Origin of the sequence: Polynucleobacter paludilacus (genome assembly GCF_018687595.1) — a bacterium.
Lineage (GTDB): Bacteria > Pseudomonadota > Gammaproteobacteria > Burkholderiales > Burkholderiaceae > Polynucleobacter > Polynucleobacter paludilacus.
Window position 1 is genome coordinate 734,908 of sequence record NZ_CP061298.1, and the last position, 18,955, is coordinate 753,862.

At 42.9% G+C, this 18,955-nt stretch carries 22 protein-coding genes; 12 read left to right on the top strand and 10 right to left on the bottom strand.

Annotated features, from left to right (window positions below; translation table 11 throughout):
- Positions 1 to 7: 7 nt before the first annotated feature.
- The 3 genes from fliR to AOC06_RS03950 are packed head-to-tail and all read left to right on the top strand — an operon-like array spanning position 8 to position 4,058.
- Positions 8 to 784 carry a flagellar biosynthetic protein FliR gene (fliR, locus tag AOC06_RS03940; RefSeq protein ID WP_215381384.1) on the top strand — a complete coding sequence of 259 codons (777 nt, stop codon included), beginning with the start codon at positions 8 to 10 and terminating at the stop codon, positions 782 to 784.
- A 17-nt stretch (positions 785 to 801) separates the two neighbouring features.
- A complete protein-coding gene (locus tag AOC06_RS03945; protein ID WP_215381386.1) occupies positions 802 to 3,228 on the top strand; it encodes a tetratricopeptide repeat protein in 2,427 nt (808 codons plus the stop codon).
- Between the two features lie 5 nt (positions 3,229 to 3,233).
- The gene (locus AOC06_RS03950; protein WP_215381388.1) at positions 3,234 to 4,058 is read left to right on the top strand and encodes a DUF5672 family protein; all 825 of its coding nucleotides are present in this window, start codon (positions 3,234 to 3,236) and stop codon (positions 4,056 to 4,058) included.
- Between the two features lie 68 nt (positions 4,059 to 4,126).
- On the opposite strand, the gene AOC06_RS03955 is transcribed toward AOC06_RS03950, so the two are convergent.
- From AOC06_RS03955 to flgA, 7 genes are all read right to left on the bottom strand, one after another.
- Complete coding sequence (locus tag AOC06_RS03955; RefSeq protein ID WP_215381391.1) at positions 4,127 to 4,390, bottom strand: hypothetical protein; 264 nt, start codon at positions 4,388 to 4,390, stop codon at positions 4,127 to 4,129.
- Between the two features lie 146 nt (positions 4,391 to 4,536).
- Positions 4,537 to 4,908 carry a hypothetical protein gene (locus tag AOC06_RS03960; RefSeq protein WP_215381394.1) on the bottom strand — a complete coding sequence of 124 codons (372 nt, stop codon included), beginning with the start codon at positions 4,906 to 4,908 and terminating at the stop codon, positions 4,537 to 4,539.
- Positions 4,909 to 5,010: 102 nt separating this feature from the next.
- The gene (locus AOC06_RS03965; RefSeq protein WP_215381397.1) at positions 5,011 to 5,805 is read right to left on the bottom strand and encodes a flagellin N-terminal helical domain-containing protein; all 795 of its coding nucleotides are present in this window, start codon (positions 5,803 to 5,805) and stop codon (positions 5,011 to 5,013) included.
- 192 nt (positions 5,806 to 5,997) lie between these two features.
- On the bottom strand, positions 5,998 to 6,801 hold the full coding sequence (locus AOC06_RS03970) for a flagellin (protein WP_215381399.1): 804 nt from the start codon (positions 6,799 to 6,801) through the stop codon (positions 5,998 to 6,000).
- A 245-nt stretch (positions 6,802 to 7,046) separates the two neighbouring features.
- Positions 7,047 to 7,844: a flagellin N-terminal helical domain-containing protein gene (locus tag AOC06_RS03975; protein WP_215381401.1), complete on the bottom strand. Its 798-nt coding sequence runs from the start codon at positions 7,842 to 7,844 to the stop codon at positions 7,047 to 7,049.
- Positions 7,845 to 7,863: 19 nt separating this feature from the next.
- Positions 7,864 to 8,187 (bottom strand): flagellar biosynthesis anti-sigma factor FlgM, encoded by a 324-nt coding sequence (flgM, locus tag AOC06_RS03980; RefSeq protein WP_215273203.1) that lies wholly within the window; start codon positions 8,185 to 8,187, stop codon positions 7,864 to 7,866.
- Positions 8,188 to 8,292: 105 nt separating this feature from the next.
- A complete protein-coding gene (gene flgA / locus AOC06_RS03985) occupies positions 8,293 to 9,006 on the bottom strand; it encodes a flagellar basal body P-ring formation chaperone FlgA (RefSeq protein WP_215306170.1) in 714 nt (237 codons plus the stop codon).
- A 244-nt stretch (positions 9,007 to 9,250) separates the two neighbouring features.
- On the opposite strand from flgA, the gene flgB reads away from it, so the two are divergent.
- The 9 genes from flgB to flgJ are packed head-to-tail and all read left to right on the top strand — an operon-like array spanning position 9,251 to position 16,618.
- Positions 9,251 to 9,700, top strand: a complete 450-nt coding sequence (gene flgB / locus AOC06_RS03990; RefSeq protein ID WP_215273205.1) for a flagellar basal body rod protein FlgB — start codon at positions 9,251 to 9,253, stop codon at positions 9,698 to 9,700.
- Between the two features lie 23 nt (positions 9,701 to 9,723).
- Positions 9,724 to 10,131, top strand: a complete 408-nt coding sequence (flgC, locus tag AOC06_RS03995) for a flagellar basal body rod protein FlgC (RefSeq protein ID WP_215273206.1) — start codon at positions 9,724 to 9,726, stop codon at positions 10,129 to 10,131.
- Positions 10,132 to 10,144: 13 nt separating this feature from the next.
- Complete coding sequence (locus AOC06_RS04000; protein WP_215381403.1) at positions 10,145 to 10,834, top strand: flagellar hook assembly protein FlgD; 690 nt, start codon at positions 10,145 to 10,147, stop codon at positions 10,832 to 10,834.
- A gap of 29 nt (positions 10,835 to 10,863) precedes the next feature.
- Positions 10,864 to 12,066, top strand: a complete 1,203-nt coding sequence (locus AOC06_RS04005) for a flagellar hook-basal body complex protein (protein ID WP_215381404.1) — start codon at positions 10,864 to 10,866, stop codon at positions 12,064 to 12,066.
- A gap of 6 nt (positions 12,067 to 12,072) precedes the next feature.
- Positions 12,073 to 12,813: a flagellar basal-body rod protein FlgF gene (flgF, locus tag AOC06_RS04010; protein WP_215278492.1), complete on the top strand. Its 741-nt coding sequence runs from the start codon at positions 12,073 to 12,075 to the stop codon at positions 12,811 to 12,813.
- 36 nt (positions 12,814 to 12,849) lie between these two features.
- On the top strand, positions 12,850 to 13,635 hold the full coding sequence (gene flgG / locus AOC06_RS04015; RefSeq protein ID WP_215278493.1) for a flagellar basal-body rod protein FlgG: 786 nt from the start codon (positions 12,850 to 12,852) through the stop codon (positions 13,633 to 13,635).
- 20 nt (positions 13,636 to 13,655) lie between these two features.
- Positions 13,656 to 14,333: a flagellar basal body L-ring protein FlgH gene (locus AOC06_RS04020; protein WP_215381405.1), complete on the top strand. Its 678-nt coding sequence runs from the start codon at positions 13,656 to 13,658 to the stop codon at positions 14,331 to 14,333.
- A 17-nt stretch (positions 14,334 to 14,350) separates the two neighbouring features.
- Positions 14,351 to 15,496, top strand: a complete 1,146-nt coding sequence (locus AOC06_RS04025; protein ID WP_439650688.1) for a flagellar basal body P-ring protein FlgI — start codon at positions 14,351 to 14,353, stop codon at positions 15,494 to 15,496.
- Positions 15,497 to 15,508: 12 nt separating this feature from the next.
- The gene (flgJ, locus tag AOC06_RS04030; protein ID WP_215381407.1) at positions 15,509 to 16,618 is read left to right on the top strand and encodes a flagellar assembly peptidoglycan hydrolase FlgJ; all 1,110 of its coding nucleotides are present in this window, start codon (positions 15,509 to 15,511) and stop codon (positions 16,616 to 16,618) included.
- 53 nt (positions 16,619 to 16,671) lie between these two features.
- Here flgJ and AOC06_RS04035 read toward each other — a convergent pair whose 3' ends face one another.
- From AOC06_RS04035 to AOC06_RS04045, 3 genes are read right to left on the bottom strand one after another with little or no spacing between them, the layout of a single operon-like run.
- Positions 16,672 to 17,478, bottom strand: coding sequence for a flagellar motor protein MotB (locus AOC06_RS04035; protein ID WP_215381410.1), 807 nt, complete (start codon positions 17,476 to 17,478; stop codon positions 16,672 to 16,674).
- A gap of 18 nt (positions 17,479 to 17,496) precedes the next feature.
- Positions 17,497 to 18,237 (bottom strand): flagellar motor protein, encoded by a 741-nt coding sequence (locus AOC06_RS04040; RefSeq protein WP_215381412.1) that lies wholly within the window; start codon positions 18,235 to 18,237, stop codon positions 17,497 to 17,499.
- Positions 18,219 to 18,950, bottom strand: coding sequence for an RNA polymerase sigma factor FliA (locus AOC06_RS04045; RefSeq protein ID WP_215273216.1), 732 nt, complete (start codon positions 18,948 to 18,950; stop codon positions 18,219 to 18,221). The genes AOC06_RS04040 and AOC06_RS04045 overlap by 19 nt, the downstream gene beginning before the upstream one ends.
- Positions 18,951 to 18,955 lie beyond the last annotated feature (5 nt).

Consider the following 18,955-nt stretch of genomic DNA (forward strand, 5'->3'; position numbering starts at 1 on the left):
TACATCGATGATTACCTTCAACAGCCATATCTTTGAAGCCTGGGTCATCGCTTTAATGTTGCCCTTAACCCGTATTTTGGGCTTCATCGCCATTGCACCGTTCTTTTCTACTACTTCTTTTACGATCCCCGTCAAAGTCGCATTTGGCGTCATGCTCGCTCTGATTGTGATTCCAGCTGTTCCAGAAATTCCCCGCATTGATATTTTGTCATTTCAAGGCATTTTGATTGTGGCTGAGCAAGTCATCATTGGCTTGGCCATGGGCTTGGCTGCTCAAATTATCTTTACCGGGGTTGAGATGGCAGGGCAGTTGAGTGGTTTGATGATGGGTTTTGGCTTTGCCTCCTTCTTTGATCCTCAGTCCCAAACCAATACTCCTGCGATTGGTACGATGATGAATATTCTAGCCATGATGGTCTTCTTGAGCATCAATGGCCATTTAATTTTAGTATCTGGTCTACTGGAGAGCTTTCGTACCTTCCCGATCGGGGTTGAAGCTCATGGCATCGACATGATGCGAATTGCCTTATGGGGCTCTAAAATCTTTAGTATTGGTCTACAGTTAGCGCTACCAATGGTAGCCGCACTATTGATCACCAATATTGCCTTAGGCATCTTGACAAGAGCAGCTCCGCAGTTAAATATTTTTGGTATTGGTTTTCCAATCACCATTTGCGTCGGCTTTATTGTCTTTGCTCTGATGATGCCGTCGATGGCGCCTGCTTATCGTTACTTCATTGAGCAGGGCATAGCTACTTCCCAATCCATTATTCAGTTGAGATAAATATCATGGGACAGAATATGAGCGCTAACATCCTCATCAATAAGCTCAAAGAGGGTATTGCTTACCAAGAACGCGGTAAGTTTGAGGAGGCTCTAACATCGTATGAGAGCGTACTTAGACTCCAGCCTAGTAATTTTCATGCTTTGCAGCTGTCTGGAATGATTGCGGCTCAAATTCAAGACTTTCCGAAGGCATTAAAACTATTGAGTAAAGCAGTAGAGATTGATGATAGCAATGCGGATGTATTGAATAACCATGGGGTTGTGCTGAAAGAACTCAAAAACTATGAGCAGGCTCTAGTCAGCTTTGATAAAGCAATTCGCATCAACCCAGAACATTTTGAGGCGCACAATAATCGTGGAGTAGCCCTCAAAGAACTAAAGCAGGACGAGGCCGCACTTGGATGCTACGAACGTGCTATTGCGATAAAGCCGGACTACGTCCATTCCATCTTCAATCGCGGCACGATATTCCAAGATTTGGGTAAATATGAAGAGGCTTTAGAGTCCTTTAACAAAGCCATTGAACTCCAGCCAGATTACTTGGTTGCTTATATCAATAAAGCGAGTACTCTACAAAAGATGGGAAGGTTTGCAGAGTCTGTAAATTGCTTGGAAAAAGTCTCTGCGTCTAATCCTAATAATATTGACATGCTCAACAACATTGCTAATGTTTTGAAAGTCAGCGGTAATAGTCAGCAATCTTTGTTGTATTTTGATAAGTCGCTAGCAATCAAGCCTGATCATGTGCCCACATTAGTGAATTTTGGCATGGCATTGCATGAATCAAAACAATATCAAAAAGCCCTAGAGATCTTTTCCAAAGCGATTGAAATCGACCCAAAAGCAATTGACGCCTATAGCAGCAAGGCAGTGACTCTCCGAGAATTGGGTCAATTAGACGAGGCTTTAGTAGTTTTGGATCAGGCCCTCAAGATCGATGGCAGTCATGCTGAAAGTTACTGTAATCGAGGGGTTATGTTACAAGGCTTGGGTAAATTAGAAGATGCTTTAGCAGCATATGATCGCGCGCTTGCCATTAAGCCGAATTATCCAGAAGTACTCAGTAACAAAGGTATTATTTTTAAGGAAATGAGAAAATTTCCGGAGGCGATTGCGAGTTTCTTCATGGCGATTGCAATGCAGAACGATTTTCCAGATGCACACTCAAATCTTGGCCTCACTTTTCATGAAATTGAGCAGTACGACTCCGCCTTAAGTTATTTCGATAGAGCGATTGAGTTGAAGGAAAACTTTTCACAGGCTCATTACAACCGTGGTGTCACCCTCCAGAAAATAGAACGTATCGAAGAGGCTATTGCAAGCTATAAAACTGCAATTGCAATAGACCCTCACTTTGCTCAGCCCCATAATAATTTAGGGGTGATCCTTCACGAGCTACAGAATTTGGATCAGTCTCTTATTCATTACGACGCAGCTCTGAAAGATGATCCCAATCTGCCGGATCCTCTTTGGAATCGCTCCTTAGTCTATCTAACCTTAGGTCGCTACGAGGAAGGTTGGAGAGACTTTGAGAGCAGAAAAAAGGCCACTAAAGCTGGTGTGTTGCTCAATCGCCAATTTGATAGTCCATTATGGCTCGGCAAAGAATCTCTCGAGGGCAAAACTATATTGCTTGTTGCAGAGCAGGGTTTGGGCGATACGCTGCAATTTTGTAGATATGTCCCTATGGTTGCTGAGTTAGGGGCAAAAGTAGTGCTTGAAGTCCCTAAGCCACTAGAAAATCTCATGAAGGGTCTAGAGGGAGTCTCTAGAATCATCATCACTGGACAACCAGCTTTAGGTGGATATGATTTCCATTGCCCCCTGATGAGTCTACCGCTAGCCTTTGGAACCACTAAAGAAACCATCCCGAACACAACGCCTTACTTGAAGGCAATCCCAGAAAAAGTGCAGTATTGGAAAGAAAAATTAGGGCCTAAAACTAAGAAGAGAGTCGGGCTAGTATGGTCTGGTGGTTTCAGACCCGATCAACCAGAAGTCTGGGCTACTAATAAACGTAGAAATTTGCCCATTGAGAAGCTAGCAATCCTAAAAGATATTGATGCAGAATTTTATAGCCTCCAAAAAGGCGAGCCAGCTGAATCCGAACTCATCGATCTTCAGAAGAAGGGTTGGGATGGCCCGAACATTATTAACTATGTTGATGAGCTAAAGGATTTCACCGATACAGCAGCTCTCATTGAAAATCTCGATTTAGTGATTGCAGTTGATACATCCACTGCACACCTAGCAGCAGCACTAAACAAGCCAACCTGGATCCTCAATCGATACGATACATGCTGGAGATGGTTCCTAGAGCAAGAAGATAGTCCCTGGTATCCATCCGTCAGACTCTTTAGGCAGCAGCAGCAAGGTGGTTGGGATGGGGTTCTAAAATTAATCAGAATCGAATTGATTTCCAATACTTCAAAAAAGGAATAGACATAGTGCTTTCATTAAAGGATGTCACTATCTGTTCGGTTGATTGTATTACGCCAAAACTATCTGCAGAGGCAATCAATATCTCATCTCAAGCAATAAACTTTGGTGATGCAATTCTATTTTCAGATAAACGGATTGATGGAAAATTTAGGTCAATTGAAATCCCACAGATAAAATCTAAAAAGGAATACTCCCAGTTCGTCATTCAAAATTTAGTCGGGCAGATTAAAACTAATTTTGTCTTGGTAGTTCAGTGGGATGGTTATGTCACTTGTCCCAGTGCATGGACAAATGAATTTCTAGAGTACGACTATATAGGCGCTCGATGGCCTTGGCATAAAGATGGATTCACAGTTGGCAACGGAGGTTTTTCTTTAAGATCGACAAAGCTAATGAAGGCATTTCTAAGTCTTGAGCTAGCCATGGATTTTAATGTCAATGAGGATGAAATGATTTGCAGACAATTTCGACCTCAACTAGAGGGGCGTGGGATTAAGTTTGCAACAGATGCCATCGCGGATAAGTTTGCTTATGAGCGCTCCAATCCAGAGGTTGAAACATTTGGTTTTCATGGGTTGTTTAATATGTGGCGCCACTGTGATGACAAAGAGCTTATTAAGAAACTTCAAGGTTTAAATCCCAGTACATATCTTTCAGTGGAATATTTGGAGTTAATGTTGCAATATTTGCAGCAAAAGAAATTTAGAACCTATAAAGAATTATTTAATTTTTTATCTCTTCAGCTAGATGAGGCTATGCTACTCAATCATCTTAAAAATTATATAAAGGATACAGCCCTAATTAATCTAGTTGTAGACGCAGCAAAATAATTTTTTTTGGTGTGAATGCAGCGCATAATTTTTTATCAAGTACTTTTTATAACTTAATTAGTAAAATATTACACCGCAACAGTCCATTCTCTTGTATTCAGATCAGGATACTCTATGTGAAAGTATGGTATGTGCACAAGATTTACTCCCTGATTTTTTTTGTAATGATGAACTGCTGTCAATTTAGATCCACTACCAAAGAGAGTTTTTCTATAGTAAATCATTGCAGCAACATGGGTTGATTCTGCAATAGTTTGGGTACTTGGGTCACTGTTGCAAAGTTCGGGATTTTCCTTAATAATTTTTGCATAGCGAATTTTCCAGTTGATCATTTTTATATCCTACTTTTTATGTCATTTATAAATGAAGTTAATGAACTTATTGATTTTAATAAATAGGTCTCAATGTGTTTCAAACTTCTATTTTTGTATCTTCAAATTATGGTGAGATTATCAAAGTCCATGTAATTTGAACCTTCTTAAGTAGTAGACTCAGGTTTTTTATAATACGGCTCTGTTACCGTCTCCAAGCAAGCAATTACTATACTCAGATACTCTGTATTTTGAGTTTGAATTGCACTATTCATGACCTGGATACAGGTGCTATAGACTGACTTCAGTAGGGTTCTATGCTGGGAGCTTAACTTCTCGTTGAGGTTTTCCTGAATCCACTGTAGCCCCTCCGAGATCTCCAATAGTTTTTTATGCGTTAGAACAGCATCTAAATGACCGGATTGAATTTTCTTCAACTGCAGAATGACCGACTCAAACCATTTCTTTTCAAAGTCAGCGCCAACGAGATTATTGTCTATCTCAAGGTAAGTTTTAAGCGGGTTATTAGTAGTAAACATTGGGTATTCAAAATTGATAAAACCTAATTATGGTCTAGTTTTTAGGATCCTAAAATGAAAAATAGCTAGGATCAACCTAGCTATTGCTCTAGCTCTATTTGCCTATCGGAAGATTGTTAGAACCGCGGCTGCTTCCTGATTCATTTGGGTTACTAAGTAGTAATCAACCGACTGTTGGTTATTCAACTGTTGCAATTGAGCCTGTAACTTTGTGGGGTCAATGTTTGAAATCGAATCAACAACCTGCTGTAAGCCTGTCGACAATGAATTAGCTTCAGCAGTATATGCGGTGATGCCTGTAGAGGCAGCTGAAAGATTGGATTGCCCCGCGCTAATTAAAGCCAGTTGGCTTGCTAAAACCGTAACCGCAGAATAAGCACCAGCAATAGTGCTCACGTTTAGACCTGCAAGAGTGTTACCAATGCTAGTTAAGTCAGTACCTGAAACAGTAATCAAGCTCGCTGTTGTAATTCCAGAAAGTACCGAGAATCCAGTGGTGTTAATCAATACGTTTTGACCATTGACACTTGCATTTGTACCAATGTTGCCAATTTGGCCGGCTAATTGTACAAAGGTCAGGTTAAGGGCCTGCATGTCAGTCGTACTTAATGTTCCGCTAGACACTTGATTAGCAAGCGATTGCATCTGTTGTACTAGAGCAACGGCAGACGTTAATCCAGTTTGTCCAACGTTAATCACGTTTTGTACCTGACCCAAACTGGCTGCAGTGGCTTGATATTGACTAACCTGAGAGGATAAGCGCGTCGACTCTCCCTGGCTAGCTGGATTGAGCTGGGTCTTGCCAGTTGCAAGCGCCGTTTGAATGGCGTTAATGCCGGTATCAACAGTGTTTACGCCTGCTGCAAGTGTTGTGGCTAAATTAGTAATCTGAGTCATGGTGCATTTACCTCTTAGGTAATGTGGTTAATTTATAAAGCAATACAAGAAACATGAAAAGAATGGTATTGCGATCTGGGATTAACTAAAACCAAGAGTAAACAGATATTTAGCCCCTAATTCTGATTTAGAAGCCCAAAAATGACAAAAAGCCAGGAAAAACCTGGCTTTTTGCTTAAAACAGTGAACTTTTTATCTGAAGATGGCTAACATCGCCGCTGCTTCTTGGTTCATCTGGGTAATCAAGTAATAGTCAATGGCTTGTTGGTTATTCAGAGTCTGTAACTGAGCTTGCAACTGAGTTGGGTTTGCCTGGCTTAGTGAGTTGACCGTGGTTTGTAAGCCAGTAGCAAGTGCAGTAGCCTGACTGGCCTCTGCTGTCAAACCGCCCAAACTTGCTGAAAGTGATGATTGAGCTGAACTGATCGTTGTCAGTTGTGAAGTCAATACAGCCAAGCAACTTGACGCACTAGCTGCGCTAGAAATTGAAAGTCCAGTACATGCTATAGCAACTGCACTCATATTGCTACCAGTGACAGTGTAGAGAGAGGTCGTATCTACCCCACCCAATATTGCGATACCTGTGGTACCAGTTAATAAATTAATACCATTAACGTTCGCATTGTTTGCAGCAACAATAATTTGATTTGCTAACTGTGTAAAGGTAGTTTGTAAATTAGATAAGTCAGTAGCACTTAAAGTTTGTGTACTAGCTTGTGATGCTAGGGTTTGCAGCTGTTGTATCAATGCGGTTTGTGACTGTAAACCCGTAATTGCAACGTTTACCGCATTTTGTGCCTGTGTATTAGATTGTAAGTCTGCGTTGTAAGCATTGATTTGTGCAGTCAAACGGGTTACCTCACCAGTTTGTGCAGGATTCATAATCGATTGACCAGTCGCCAATTGATTTTGTACGCTATTAATCTGAGATGTTACGTTGTTAAGATTATTTGTAAGCGTTGTTGCTAAGTTAGTAATATTAATTGGCATTGCCATGATGTCTTTTCCTTTAGTTAAATGTAGACGAACCTATACATACAAGTGCGTGATACAAAAAAATATTTTTTTACGAAATGCAAAAAAATACCTAAAACAAAAAGCATCAGTGAGCGATACGTAGACCACATCAACAGTGCAATGCGCTAAATAATTAGCTTAATGTTACCCCCGCAGGAATAACTTGATATATGTAATCATTTACGGCTAGAGTTGAGAAAACTTTAGAAAATAACTAAAGATTATTAAAGATTTTTTGCTGCCAATGAATTGAGTTGGCTTGATAGGTTGTAATCAATGTTGTATTGTGAGTGCAGAGCAGTTAACTGTGCCTGTAGCTGTTTGACATCCACATGTGTAATGCTATTGACTTCTGTATTAATGGCGGTCACATCGCCAGTAAGGGCAGCCGCTTTTTTGGTTAAGGTCGTTGCAGCGTTTTGAAGCATGCTTTGCCCAGATTGTATTTGGGATAAAGCGCCCTGAATCTGGCTCACTGCTTTCGCAGCATTTTGGGGCGTATCAACCCCAACGCCGCTCAGAATACCGGCTGTAAGCATACCGTAAACATTGACTGAATTGATTCTCATTCTGGATTTAGCGTCACCAGTAATGTCAGTAGAGACATTGACTCCTGCTGTGCCACTCAGAAGATTGCTCCCTTTAAGTGCGGCAGACGTAGCATCTTTGCCAATTTTATTGACGAGAGCTTGGAAGCGGTTGTTATAGTTCGTTGAGTCGGAGCTAGCAAGTTGTTTGTCGCTTGCTTGCTCTGCAATCACTTCCATTTGTTTGAGTAGGGACTTAATGGAAGTTAAACCTGTCTCTGCTAATGCTACGACAGATTGGGCATTTTTGATGCTAGCTTCCGGAGTTGAATAACTACTGGCTTTTTTAGAAAGAGTTGCAACGGTTTTTTGCTGACTTACTGTTAGTACTTTTGTGCCAGTACTAATTTGTTGACCGATTGAAGTAATTTCAGCTGCAATCGTATTCGTTTGCGTTTGGTAATACGAGGCGATGCTTGAGATGCCGCTACTCATGATCGTTCACTGAAGACTCTTAGGTTTTACCGTTGGACTTGAGAAGTGAAATAGTGCTTTTGATTAATCCGTCGGCGACCTTATCGGTATCGACAGAAAATGTTCCAGCATCAATCTCATTGCGCAAAGTCTCTACTTTTTTGTTATCAAAAACAGGGCCACTTGAAGCAAGGGATTGAAGCGTTTGGACTTGAGTAGAAATGGTCGCTGTAGTGCTAACTGCTTTTGCGGTGACATTGGCCTGAACTTGAGTTTGAGTAGCGATCGCCTGTTTATTAGCGGACGCATCTGTCTTATCAACTGGGGAGTTGATGCCAGTGGAGATGGGATCGTTAATTTTCATGGTTTCTACTTTAATTCAAATTAAGCCAAGCATTACTAAGTACAACGACTTGTCTACAAACCCTTTTACGGCCTGGGTTACCAAAACTTGAGCTATTTCTTGAAATTACCGTACTGCTACCTCAATTTGGCCATTATTCTTGGCAATTCCAGAAACAATGGACCCATTTTGAACTCTTACCTTCACAACATCGCCTTCTGCGGCGTTGGTAAGAGCCTGTCCTTCAGTGCTAATAGTGAATCCTTGGCCAACAGTGCTAATTTTGACATTTTGCCCCTGCAATACAACGATAGGCATCTTGAGCATCTCTTGTTTCAGAATGGTGCCGCTTCCGAGTGAGACTTTAGCTAATTTGCCAGTTGCCATGGAAATATCGGTCATAAAGCCAGCGGGGAGGGTGGTTAAATCACCCGTTTGGAGCATCAGATCATTGGCAGTGAGCGTTTGATTCTGAGCCAAGGGCACTGCGGCAATTACGTAATGCCCTGTAATGCTGACGTTGGCCTCAACATAAATCTGCCAGGGATTGGGCTGGCCACAACGTATGCCCACCGTTGTTTTACCCCAAGGCCTTGTATTTGATGGAAAAAAAACCAAAGGGGCAGGGCATGACTCCAAACGCAGTGAGGGGTCGACCGGGGTTGAGCTGATTTCTACTTTGCCTGGTGAGCCTGCGCTTTGAATTTTCAGGAATTCCTTCACTTTTTGGTTCAGGATTTTCGTATCTTGCCAAGCTTGAGGAGTTGCTTGGGATTGCGCAGAGGCATTTGTACTTATAAAGGAAAAACCAAAGCAAAGGCTGATTAATAATATTTTCATATTAATCAATGACTTAAATAGATTTTTAAGGGAATCATACATATTCTTCCTCACTCCACTCGCTAATGACTGCCCAAAATGGGTAGAAATGCATTGTACGAAGCCAATTTTTAGCCTAATGGCTTAATTAGCGGAAGAATTACCCCTCTTATTAGTACTTCAACTTAGGCGCGCACAAATTACATTCATGAAATGCAATTTTTAAACCATCCCGAAGTGTTTTTTGAATATTGGGGAAAGAGCGATGACTAGTTTAGACCAGATGTTGGATTTCAATGCGACAGCACTAGCAGTCCGTGCTAAACGCCAAGAAGTATTGGCAGCCAATATCGCCAATGCGGATACGCCAGGCTTTAAGGCGCGAGATATTGATTTCAAATCAGCCATGCAAAAAGCATTGGAAGCCAATGGCTTGGACGCAGATGCGCAAAATGTAAGCAAAATGCCCAAGGGTACTGATTTGTTAACGACTTCCCCCCAGCACATCAAAGGCGATCCGCTATCCCAAGTGGCTGGTGAGGTCGATTCTAGCGGTTTACTGTATCGCTCCGTTGTGCAAGATAGTGCCGACGGCAATACCGTGGATCCTGATGTTGAACGCTCTGCTTTTGTGAGCAATTCCATTCACTATGAAGCCAGCGTGATGTTGATCAATGCCAGCATCAAAGAAATGAATACGGCGCTCCAACCCTAATGATTGATTAAGAGGATCTCAACATGTCATTGTTTAATGTATTTAATATCGCTAGCTCTTCATTAAGTGCTGAATCACAGCGCTTAAATGCGATCGCGAGTAATTTAGCCAATGCTGACTCTATTACCTCTGCAGATGGCACACCTTATAAGGCCAAGCAAGTAAGCTTTAAGCCAACCTCGATTGATGGTTCCAATTACAGTGGTGTGATGGTGGATAAGGTGACTGAAGACCAGTCGCCAGCTCGAACCATTCATGATCCAGGCAACCCTTTAGCGAACAAAGATGGCTATGTGACTATGCCGAACGTAAATGTGGCGCAAGAAATGGTCAATATGATTTCCACTACGCGCTCTTATCAAAATAGCGTTGAAGCAATGAATGCAACTAAGTCGCTTTTACAAAAAGCGCTCTCTATCGGTCAAGGTTAATTAGGAAAATCCCATGTCAAATATTTCAGTTGTTAATCAATCTACTACTGCTAATCCAGCCACTGGCTCTTTAGCTGGTGCCGCTGGTACTGCAGCATCTACAACCGGTGCGCAAATTCAAGATCAATTCATGAAGATGTTGGTCGCGCAAATGCAATATCAGGATCCTACGCATCCAATGGATAGTTCGCAGATGACTAGCCAACTTGCACAAATTAATACTGTAGATGGCATTAATCAATTAAATACGTCGATGACTGCGATGTCAGCAACCTTGCAGACTAGCCAGGCCTATCAGGCGGCCGGACTCATTGGCAAAACAGTGATGGCTCCTGGAAGCTCTTTCACTTTAAGTAATGGAACAGCATCTTTTGGTGTGCAATTGCCTAAGGGTGGTGCTAGCTCAGTGGCAGTCAATATTCTAAATAGCGCAGGTCAAGTGGTTGATAGTATGAATCTGGGATCTCAAGGTGCAGGTGTTATTCCTTTGTCTTGGAATGGTCAGGATGCATCCGGAAAAACTTTGCCAGATGGCGTCTATAACTTACAAGTGATTGCCAATACTGGTGGTGCTCCTGTTGCGGCAAATGGATTAACGGCTTCTAAAGTAAATGCCGTCTCTACTGCAGCTTCGGGTGGCGCTCAGTTGGTGCTCAGTAATAACACCACGACTGCATTAAGCAACGTGACACAGATTCAGTAATATCTCAACCGGATAAATTAGGAGCTTATATGGCATTTGAAACAGGTCTATCAGGTTTGCAGGCTGCTTCTGAGAACTTGAATGTTCTTGGACAAAATATTGCGAACGTCAACACATATGGCTATAAATCAGCTAGTACAGATTTTAGTAACGTGCTCTCTAGTCACCTGAATGCTGCCGATAGTGGCTCAGGTGTCCAGCTTGGTCAAGGCGCCATGATTTCTAATATCAAAGAATCATTTGCACAGGGTTCCATCACAGGCACAAGCTCGTCATTAGATGCTGCAATTACTGGCCCTGGTTTCTTTATTACATACGATACGATCCTCAAGCAAACCTCCTATACCCGGAACGGTAACTTTACGACTGATAATAAGGGTGTATTAATTAATGGCAATGGCCAGAATGTACTTGGATATACGGCTTCAGTTGGCGGTACCAATGGAACAGTGACTGCTGGCGGTACGCCTGCCCTCATCAATCTCACCACTTTAAATCTGAACCCCTATAACGCAGCTAATCTCACTCCCGAGGTTAATTCAGTACAGTTCTACACCCTGAACAATCAGGGCACTGCGACTGTAGGGGGTTTAACCCTGACAAATAATTCTGGACAGTATTTATCTGCATCACAAATTGTGAGTGCATTTGCGGGCCTTACTCCTGGATCAACAGGAGGAACTCCTCCAACGGGTTGTACTTTTTCTGGAACGCTTGGAAACTACACCTTAACTGCTGCTGCTGGATCTGACACTTTGACTGCCACAGGAACAATGACCAATGGCCAATCAACACCAACCATTCAGGCAACGGTATTTTCACCAATTGGTGATTTATCCCCTTCAATTGCTGTAACTACAAAAGCGATTAATACCGCCTACCTGACTGATTACAGTATTGATGCAGCTGGTGTCATCACTGGTAAGTATTCTGATGGCAGCACCTATAAGCTTGCTCAATTGGCTTTAGCGACTTTTCAGAGCAATACTGGCTTGAAATCATCAGGCAATGATTCCTGGATGGAAACGGCTGCATCAGGTAAGCCGACTGTTGGTTCAGCGGGCCTTCTCGGTGTCGGCACTATTACGGGCTCGTCGCTAGAGGCTTCTAATACAGATCAAACCGGTGATATGGTCAAGCTTTTAGCTGCCCAACAAGCTTATCAATCTAATGCACAAACCATTAAGGTAGAAGATCAAAACTTCCAAACCTTAATTGCCATGGGCGGTTAATAGATTATGGATAAGGTCGTCTACACCATAGCCAGCGGGCTTGATCAGCTGATGAACCAGCAGGCTACGAATGCCAATAATCTAGCCAATGTCTCCACTTATGGATTTAAGGCACAGATTGATACGATGAGATCAGTGGCTGTAAACGGTCCAGGCGCAGATACTCGTGCCTTTGCCGCTAGTGCGACAACGGGTACCGACTTTACTCCAGGCACCATTCAGCAAACTGGGCGACCTTTGGATGTTGCGATCGAAGGAAAAGGTTGGTTTGCGGTGCAGCGTCCTAGTGGTGGCGAGGGCTTGACCCGCAATGGCGCATTTAAGATTAGCGAAAATGGCATTTTGCAAACTGCTAATGGCTTGAACGTCTTGGGTGATGGTGGTCCGATTACGATTCCTCCCAATGTCACAGTTTCAATTGGTGAAGATGGGACGATTTCAAGCGTGGATGAATCCGTGAGTGGTCGCGCCTCAACTCCGATTGACAAACTAAAGTTGGTTAATCCCGAAGAGGCCAATTTAGTTCGTGGCGTAGATGGTCTTTTTAATAATAAAGATCTTTCGCCTACAACAGCCGATACCAATGTGAAGGTGGTGGGCAGCTCATTAGAAACCAGCAACGTTAGTGTTGTTAAAGCGATGGTCAACATGATTGCATTGGCAAGACAGTTTGATGTTCAGATGACGCTAGCTAAAAATGCTGAGAGCAATGATCAAACAGCAGCAAAAGTTTTTAATATCAGCTAACGCTACACCATTCAAAATATTACTTAAAGGAACATCATGTTACGTTCACTCTGGATCTCAAAGACTGGCCTAGAAGCACAACAAACTCAAATGGATGTGATATCGAATAACTTGGCTAACGTCAGTACGAATGGTTTTAAGAAATCGCGTGCTGTATTTGAAGATTTGCTCTATCAAAATATCCGTCAGCCAGGTGCCCAGTCTACTCAGCAGACCCAATTACCTACCGGTTTGCAAGTGGGCACAGGTGTCAAACCCGTCGCTACAGAGAAGATTTTTACCCAGGGTAATTTGCAGCAAACTAATAACAACAATGACTTAGCAATCAATGGCTCTGGTTTCTTCCAAATCACTATGCCAGACGGCTCTTTTGCTTATACGCGTGATGGCAGTTTTCAGGTGAGCAGCACTGGTCAAGTTGTGAACTCCAGCGGTTTCCCACTTTCACCAGCAATCACGGTTCCAGCTAACGCGCAATCATTAACTGTCGCATCTGATGGCGTTGTTTCTGTAACGCTTCCAAACTCTGTGGCAGTTTCTCAAATTGGCGCGATTCAATTGGCTACCTTCATCAATCCAGCTGGTTTACAGTCCAAGGGTGGCAATCTGTATGTCGAAACTGCTGCTTCAGGAACTCCTACAACTGTTACTCCTGGTTCAACTGGTTCGGGAACCATTTCACAGGGCTTTGTTGAAACTTCAAACGTGAACGTCGTTGAAGAAATGGTCAATATGATTCAAACTCAGCGCGCTTACGAAATTAACAGTAAGTCTATTACTACCTCCGATCAAATGCTGCAAAAACTTGCGCAGATGAGCTAAGTATTCTGATGCTAAATATTATGAACCAAATTAGTACCATCGTTATCAGTAGGTACAAGCCAATCGCTTGTATCCTCAGCTTTGCCTTATCGGCTTGCTCTGGCGTGGCTCCTGGAACCGTTACTAACAACGCTGGACAGCAGCAGCGCTTACCTAGTAAGGTAACTGCACCGGCAGGTTCGATATATAACAGTGCTACCTACAGCCCCATCTTTGAAGGCCTGAAGGCCCGCAGAGTGGGTGATACGTTAACAATTACTGTGACTGAGAGTACTTCGGCTACAAATGCGATCGACGATAAAAATGCTAAAACTGGTTCAGCTGCATCAACATCGACCAACTTGAATGGTGATAAGGTTCAGCCTACTTGGACTGTTTCAAACTCCAATGCGGCAGAGAATAATAATAGCGGTTCGAGAGCAGCAACATTTACGGGCTCCATTAGCGTTACTGTGAACGAAGTATTGCCCAATGGTTTCTTAGTAGTTGCGGGTGAGAAAGTCATTGGCTTTGATCAAGGGTCTCAGTTTGTGCGATTCTCAGGTGTTGTGAATCCCGCGATGATCACAACCGATAACTCGGTTGCTTCAAATACGGTGGCTGATGCTCGTATCGAGTTCAGAACCAATAACTATATGGATGCCTCTTATATTAGTAGTGCTGCTGTTCGCTTCCTGTATAGCATCATTCCTTTCTAACGATCTTGGGCCTTACTGTGCATTTATTTTTATACTCTCAATTACAGCGTCTTTTGCCAGCTTTCGTGCTGGCTTTAGGACTTAGTTGCGCTGCATTGTCACCAATTGCTCAAGCTGAGCGGCTGAAAGATTTGGCTGACTTTCAGGGAGTGCGTAATAACCAATTAATCGGCTATGGATTGGTAGTAGGCTTAGATGGTACTGGTGACCAAACTACTCAGACACCTTTTACACTTCAATCAACCCTCACAATGTTGCAGTCTCTCGGCATCATTTTGCCGCCAGGTTCCTTTACCCAAATTCAGTTGAAAAACGTCGCTGCTGTGATCGTGACAGCCAATTTACCGCCATTTGCTCAGGTGGGTCAATCTTTGGATGTGACTGTATCGGCGATGGGTAATGCCAAGACTCTCAGAGGTGGCACGCTGCTGATGTCTCCTTTAAAAGGTGCTGATGGTGTGGTTTATGCGATGGCTCAAGGTAACGTAGTGATTGGTGGTGCCTCAGCATCGGCTAATGGCAGCTCAGCTACTGTCAACCAGCTCAACGCTGGCCGAATTTCTGCTGGCGCTACTGTTGAACGCGTAGTTCCTTATGACTTAGCTCAAAATGCTTTCATTAACCTTCAGCTAAAAACATCTGACTTTTCAAACGCGAGCATGATTTCCGCTGCTATTAACAAAAAATTCAATAAGACGATTGCTTTTGCCCAAGATTCACGCGTCATTAATGTTCGCGCAACAGACGCAGAGCAGGGCGATCGTGTGAAATTCCTGGCTGCTTTAGAGTCTATTGATGTCACTCCAGCTAAAGGGGTGGCAAAAGTCATTCTGAATGCCAGAACAGGATCGATTGTTTTAAATCAATCGGTTCAGCTTGAAGAATGTGCGGTTGCTCATGGTAATTTGACGGTAGTCATCAGCACCACACCAGTCGTAAGTCAGCCTAACGCATTTGCTAGTGGCAGAACTGTGGAGACGGCTGTTTCTCAGGTTAGCTTGAATCAAGCACCGGGGAACGTGATTCAGCTAGCGCCAGGCGCCTCCTTATCTGATGTGGTGCGAGGCCTCAATGCTGTTGGAGCCACACCACAAGATCTCGTCGCTATTTTGCAAGCTATCAAGGCTGCTGGTTCTTTGCATGCTGAACTTGAAATTATCTAAGCTTGAATCTAGATGCCATTGCCGAATACCACCGTCTCTGCTGCTGATGTCAGTAATCAACTTGCACTAGATACCAAGTCATTAGGCAATCTCAAGCTTTCTGCTAGAGAGAATTCTCCAGAAGCGATTAAGGGTGTAGCTAAGCAGTTCGAAGCGATCTTTATCAATATGATGCTCAAGAGTATGCGTGATGCTACGCCCTCTGATAGTCTGACAGATAGTCAGGACCTGAAGCTCTATACCTCGATGTTTGACCAGCAAATCAGTCAAAAATTGGCTTCTGGGAAAGGGATAGGTTTGGCTGACATGTTAACCAAGCAACTATCTAAGGCTGCTGGCATTACAGCACCGAATAGCCCACAAACTCAGAAAGCGTTCTCTACAAACACCCCGGTAGCAATCAATCCAGCGTTAGATAGCAGTTTGCAAAAAGTGGGGCACTTCATTGCCTCAATTTTTGGTGCGGATAGTGAAGACATGAGTGATTTATCAACTCAGATTCTGAGTGTAGCTAAAACAAAACAGGGGGTGGCAGCTTATCAAAAAACCAGCAATGCTACTAATAGCGATAGTACTTGGTTAGATAAGGTAGGAAAATTAAAGGATGAAGTAGTAAGTTCCACGGATGATGCAGTGACATCCATTTCTGCCTCACTTAAAGATAGTGCGACTCACTTTTTGGATAAGTTTGCCTCCCATGCGCAAGAGGCAAGTCAAGCTACTGGTATGCCGGTCAACTATATGTTGGGACAAGCCGCCTTAGAAACAGGTTGGGGTAAGAAAGAAATTCATGCTGCAGACGGTAGCCCCAGCTTTAATCTGTTTGGCATTAAAGCTAACCCCGGTTGGAAGGGGAAAGTAGTCGACGCCACTACCACAGAATATATTGATGGTGTACCGCAAAAATTGGTGCAGAAGTTTAGGGCCTATGATTCTTATGCAGACTCGTTTAAAGATTTTGCCAATATGATTAGCACAAGTCCTAAATTCAAAGCAGTCATGCATAGTATTAGCGCTCCTTCAAGCTATGCCCATGCGATGGCGCAATCAGGTTACGCGACTGATCCAGGGTATGCAAGCAAACTTCACAAGCTGATTAAGATTGTCGGCGCCCTCAAATAAATCGTTTTAACTAGTTTATTCTCTTAGGAATCTGCTGAGAATAAAGTAATAACTTAATTGCTAGAGTTATCGCGCTGATTGCCTTCTTGGATCACAAAGATCGAAACCCGGCGATTTTTCGCTTTTCCTTCTGCGGTTTCATTGGATGCAGCAGGGCGTGATGATCCATAACCTGTAGCGCTTAAGCGGTTTTCTGCCAAACCCTCATCACTAAAAATTCTTAATACTGAAGTAGCTCTTAAGGCTGATAGGTCCCAATTAGAGCTAAACTCTTTCGTCTTAATGGGTTGGTTATCTGTATGGCCTTCAATTTCGATTGGGCGATCGCTATTTGCCAAAATCGGGGCAATTTCTTCTAGAGTGCTCACCGCAGCAAGATTGGCGATTTTGGCAGAGCCTGGTGTGAAAAGGAAACTATCTTGAATATCAATTCGGATACCGCGAGGTACTTGAGTTACGGTAATTTTTCCTTGGTCAATCAAGGGCTTTAATTTACGTATCAAGTCACTCTTGGTTCGACTCATACGCTCACGTGAACTAAGCATTTTGTCGTGTTTAATCTTCGCGATGGCAATAGGGTCAATGACTACTAAGGTTTGATCTTCTTTTCTTTTCTGATGATCATCGACTTCGCTGCCGTTCTTAAATTTCTTTTCAGTCTCGGTAAGTGAGTCAAACTGTACTGTTTTAAAGGCGCTCGAAATGGAGCTCGATACCGCGTTATATTTGTATTGGTTTACCGATGAGCTGGCATACATCACCACAAAGAAAGCAAAGAGTAGGGTAATGAAGTCGGCGTAAGACACCAGCCAGCGATCGTGGTGGATGTGTTCTTCCTTAATAATTTTGCGATGACGCATATCTGATAACTTGCTTTATTAGCTGAGGTAGCTGGCGAGACGATCTTCAACAACGATGGTGTGATCGCCATTAGCAATCGCAGCTAAAGCATCAATGAGCATCTCATAATTAGTGAGCTCATCTTGCAAGATAGTCTTGAGCTTATTCGCGATGGGAATAAAGACTAAATTGGCTAAGCCAACGCCATAAATGGTTGATACAAAAGCGACGGCAATACCGCTTCCCAGCAAACTTGGATCTGAAAGATTTTCCATGACATGGATGAGACCAATCACTGCAGCCAAAATGCCAATCGTTGGTGAATAGCCGCCTGCTGAATCCCATACCTTAATGGCATTGCGTTGAGAAATTTCATACTGATTGAGCTCAATCATGCCGATATCTTTAATGGTCTCTGGTTGAACACCATCAATCACTAAACGCAGTGACTTTTGAATGAATGGGTCGGTTGACTGGGTCATGAGAGGCTCTAAGGACAAAATACCATCCTTACGAACAAGGGAGCTCCATTCTAAGATTTCTTCTGCTACTTCACGACGTTGATTGATGGGCTCAATAAATACATAGCGTAATTTATGAAAAGCATTCATAAAGTTAAATAAGGTACTTTGCAATAAAACGGCGCCAAATGTTCCGCAAATCACAATAATGAATGCAGATGGTTGAATGAGAGAAGATAGTCTTCCACCATCAATTGATTGGCCAATGATGATGCCAAAAATAGCTAGGAGTAATCCTCCTACGCTGGCCCGGTCCATAACTGCTCCTTCATGGTTGCGCGTATCCGAGCAATGGCAATGCTATGCATTTGAGATACGCGAGATTCGGAAATACTTAAGACTGCGCCAATTTCTTTTAAATTGAGCTCTTGTTCGTAGTAAAGACCCATTAGAATCTTTTCCCGCTCGGGAAGATTCTCAATGGCTTCTTTTAAAGATTCTTTAAAGTTTCTAGAGAGCAGTCCATTAATAACGTCATTATTACTTTTAATAAATCGATCCAGGAAGTGATCTTCATCGTCGGATTTATGAACATCATCAAAATAGATGAGTTGATGGCCGCTACATTCATTGATGATTTGGAAATATTCATCAATACTAACTTTGAGCTTCTTGGCAATCTCTGAATCAGTAGGGGCTCTACCTAAAGATTGTTGTAAACCGGCGATGGCTTTTTCAACATCCCGCATTTGTTTACGAATATTGCGAGGCAGCCAATCTGAACTACGCAATTCATCCATAATCGCACCGTGCACACGTTGCGAGGCATAGGTTTTGAACTGTGCGCCTAGATTATCTTGGTACTTATTTGCCGCATCAATGAGGCCAATCATTCCAGCCTGAATCAGATCATCTACTTCTACGTTGGCAGGGAGTTTGGCTTTAATTTGATAAGCCATTTTCTTAACCATGTCGGCGTGTTCGCCCACGAGGTTATTTTGCTTATCGAGTTTTCCATCTGCCTTGTACATGGGGA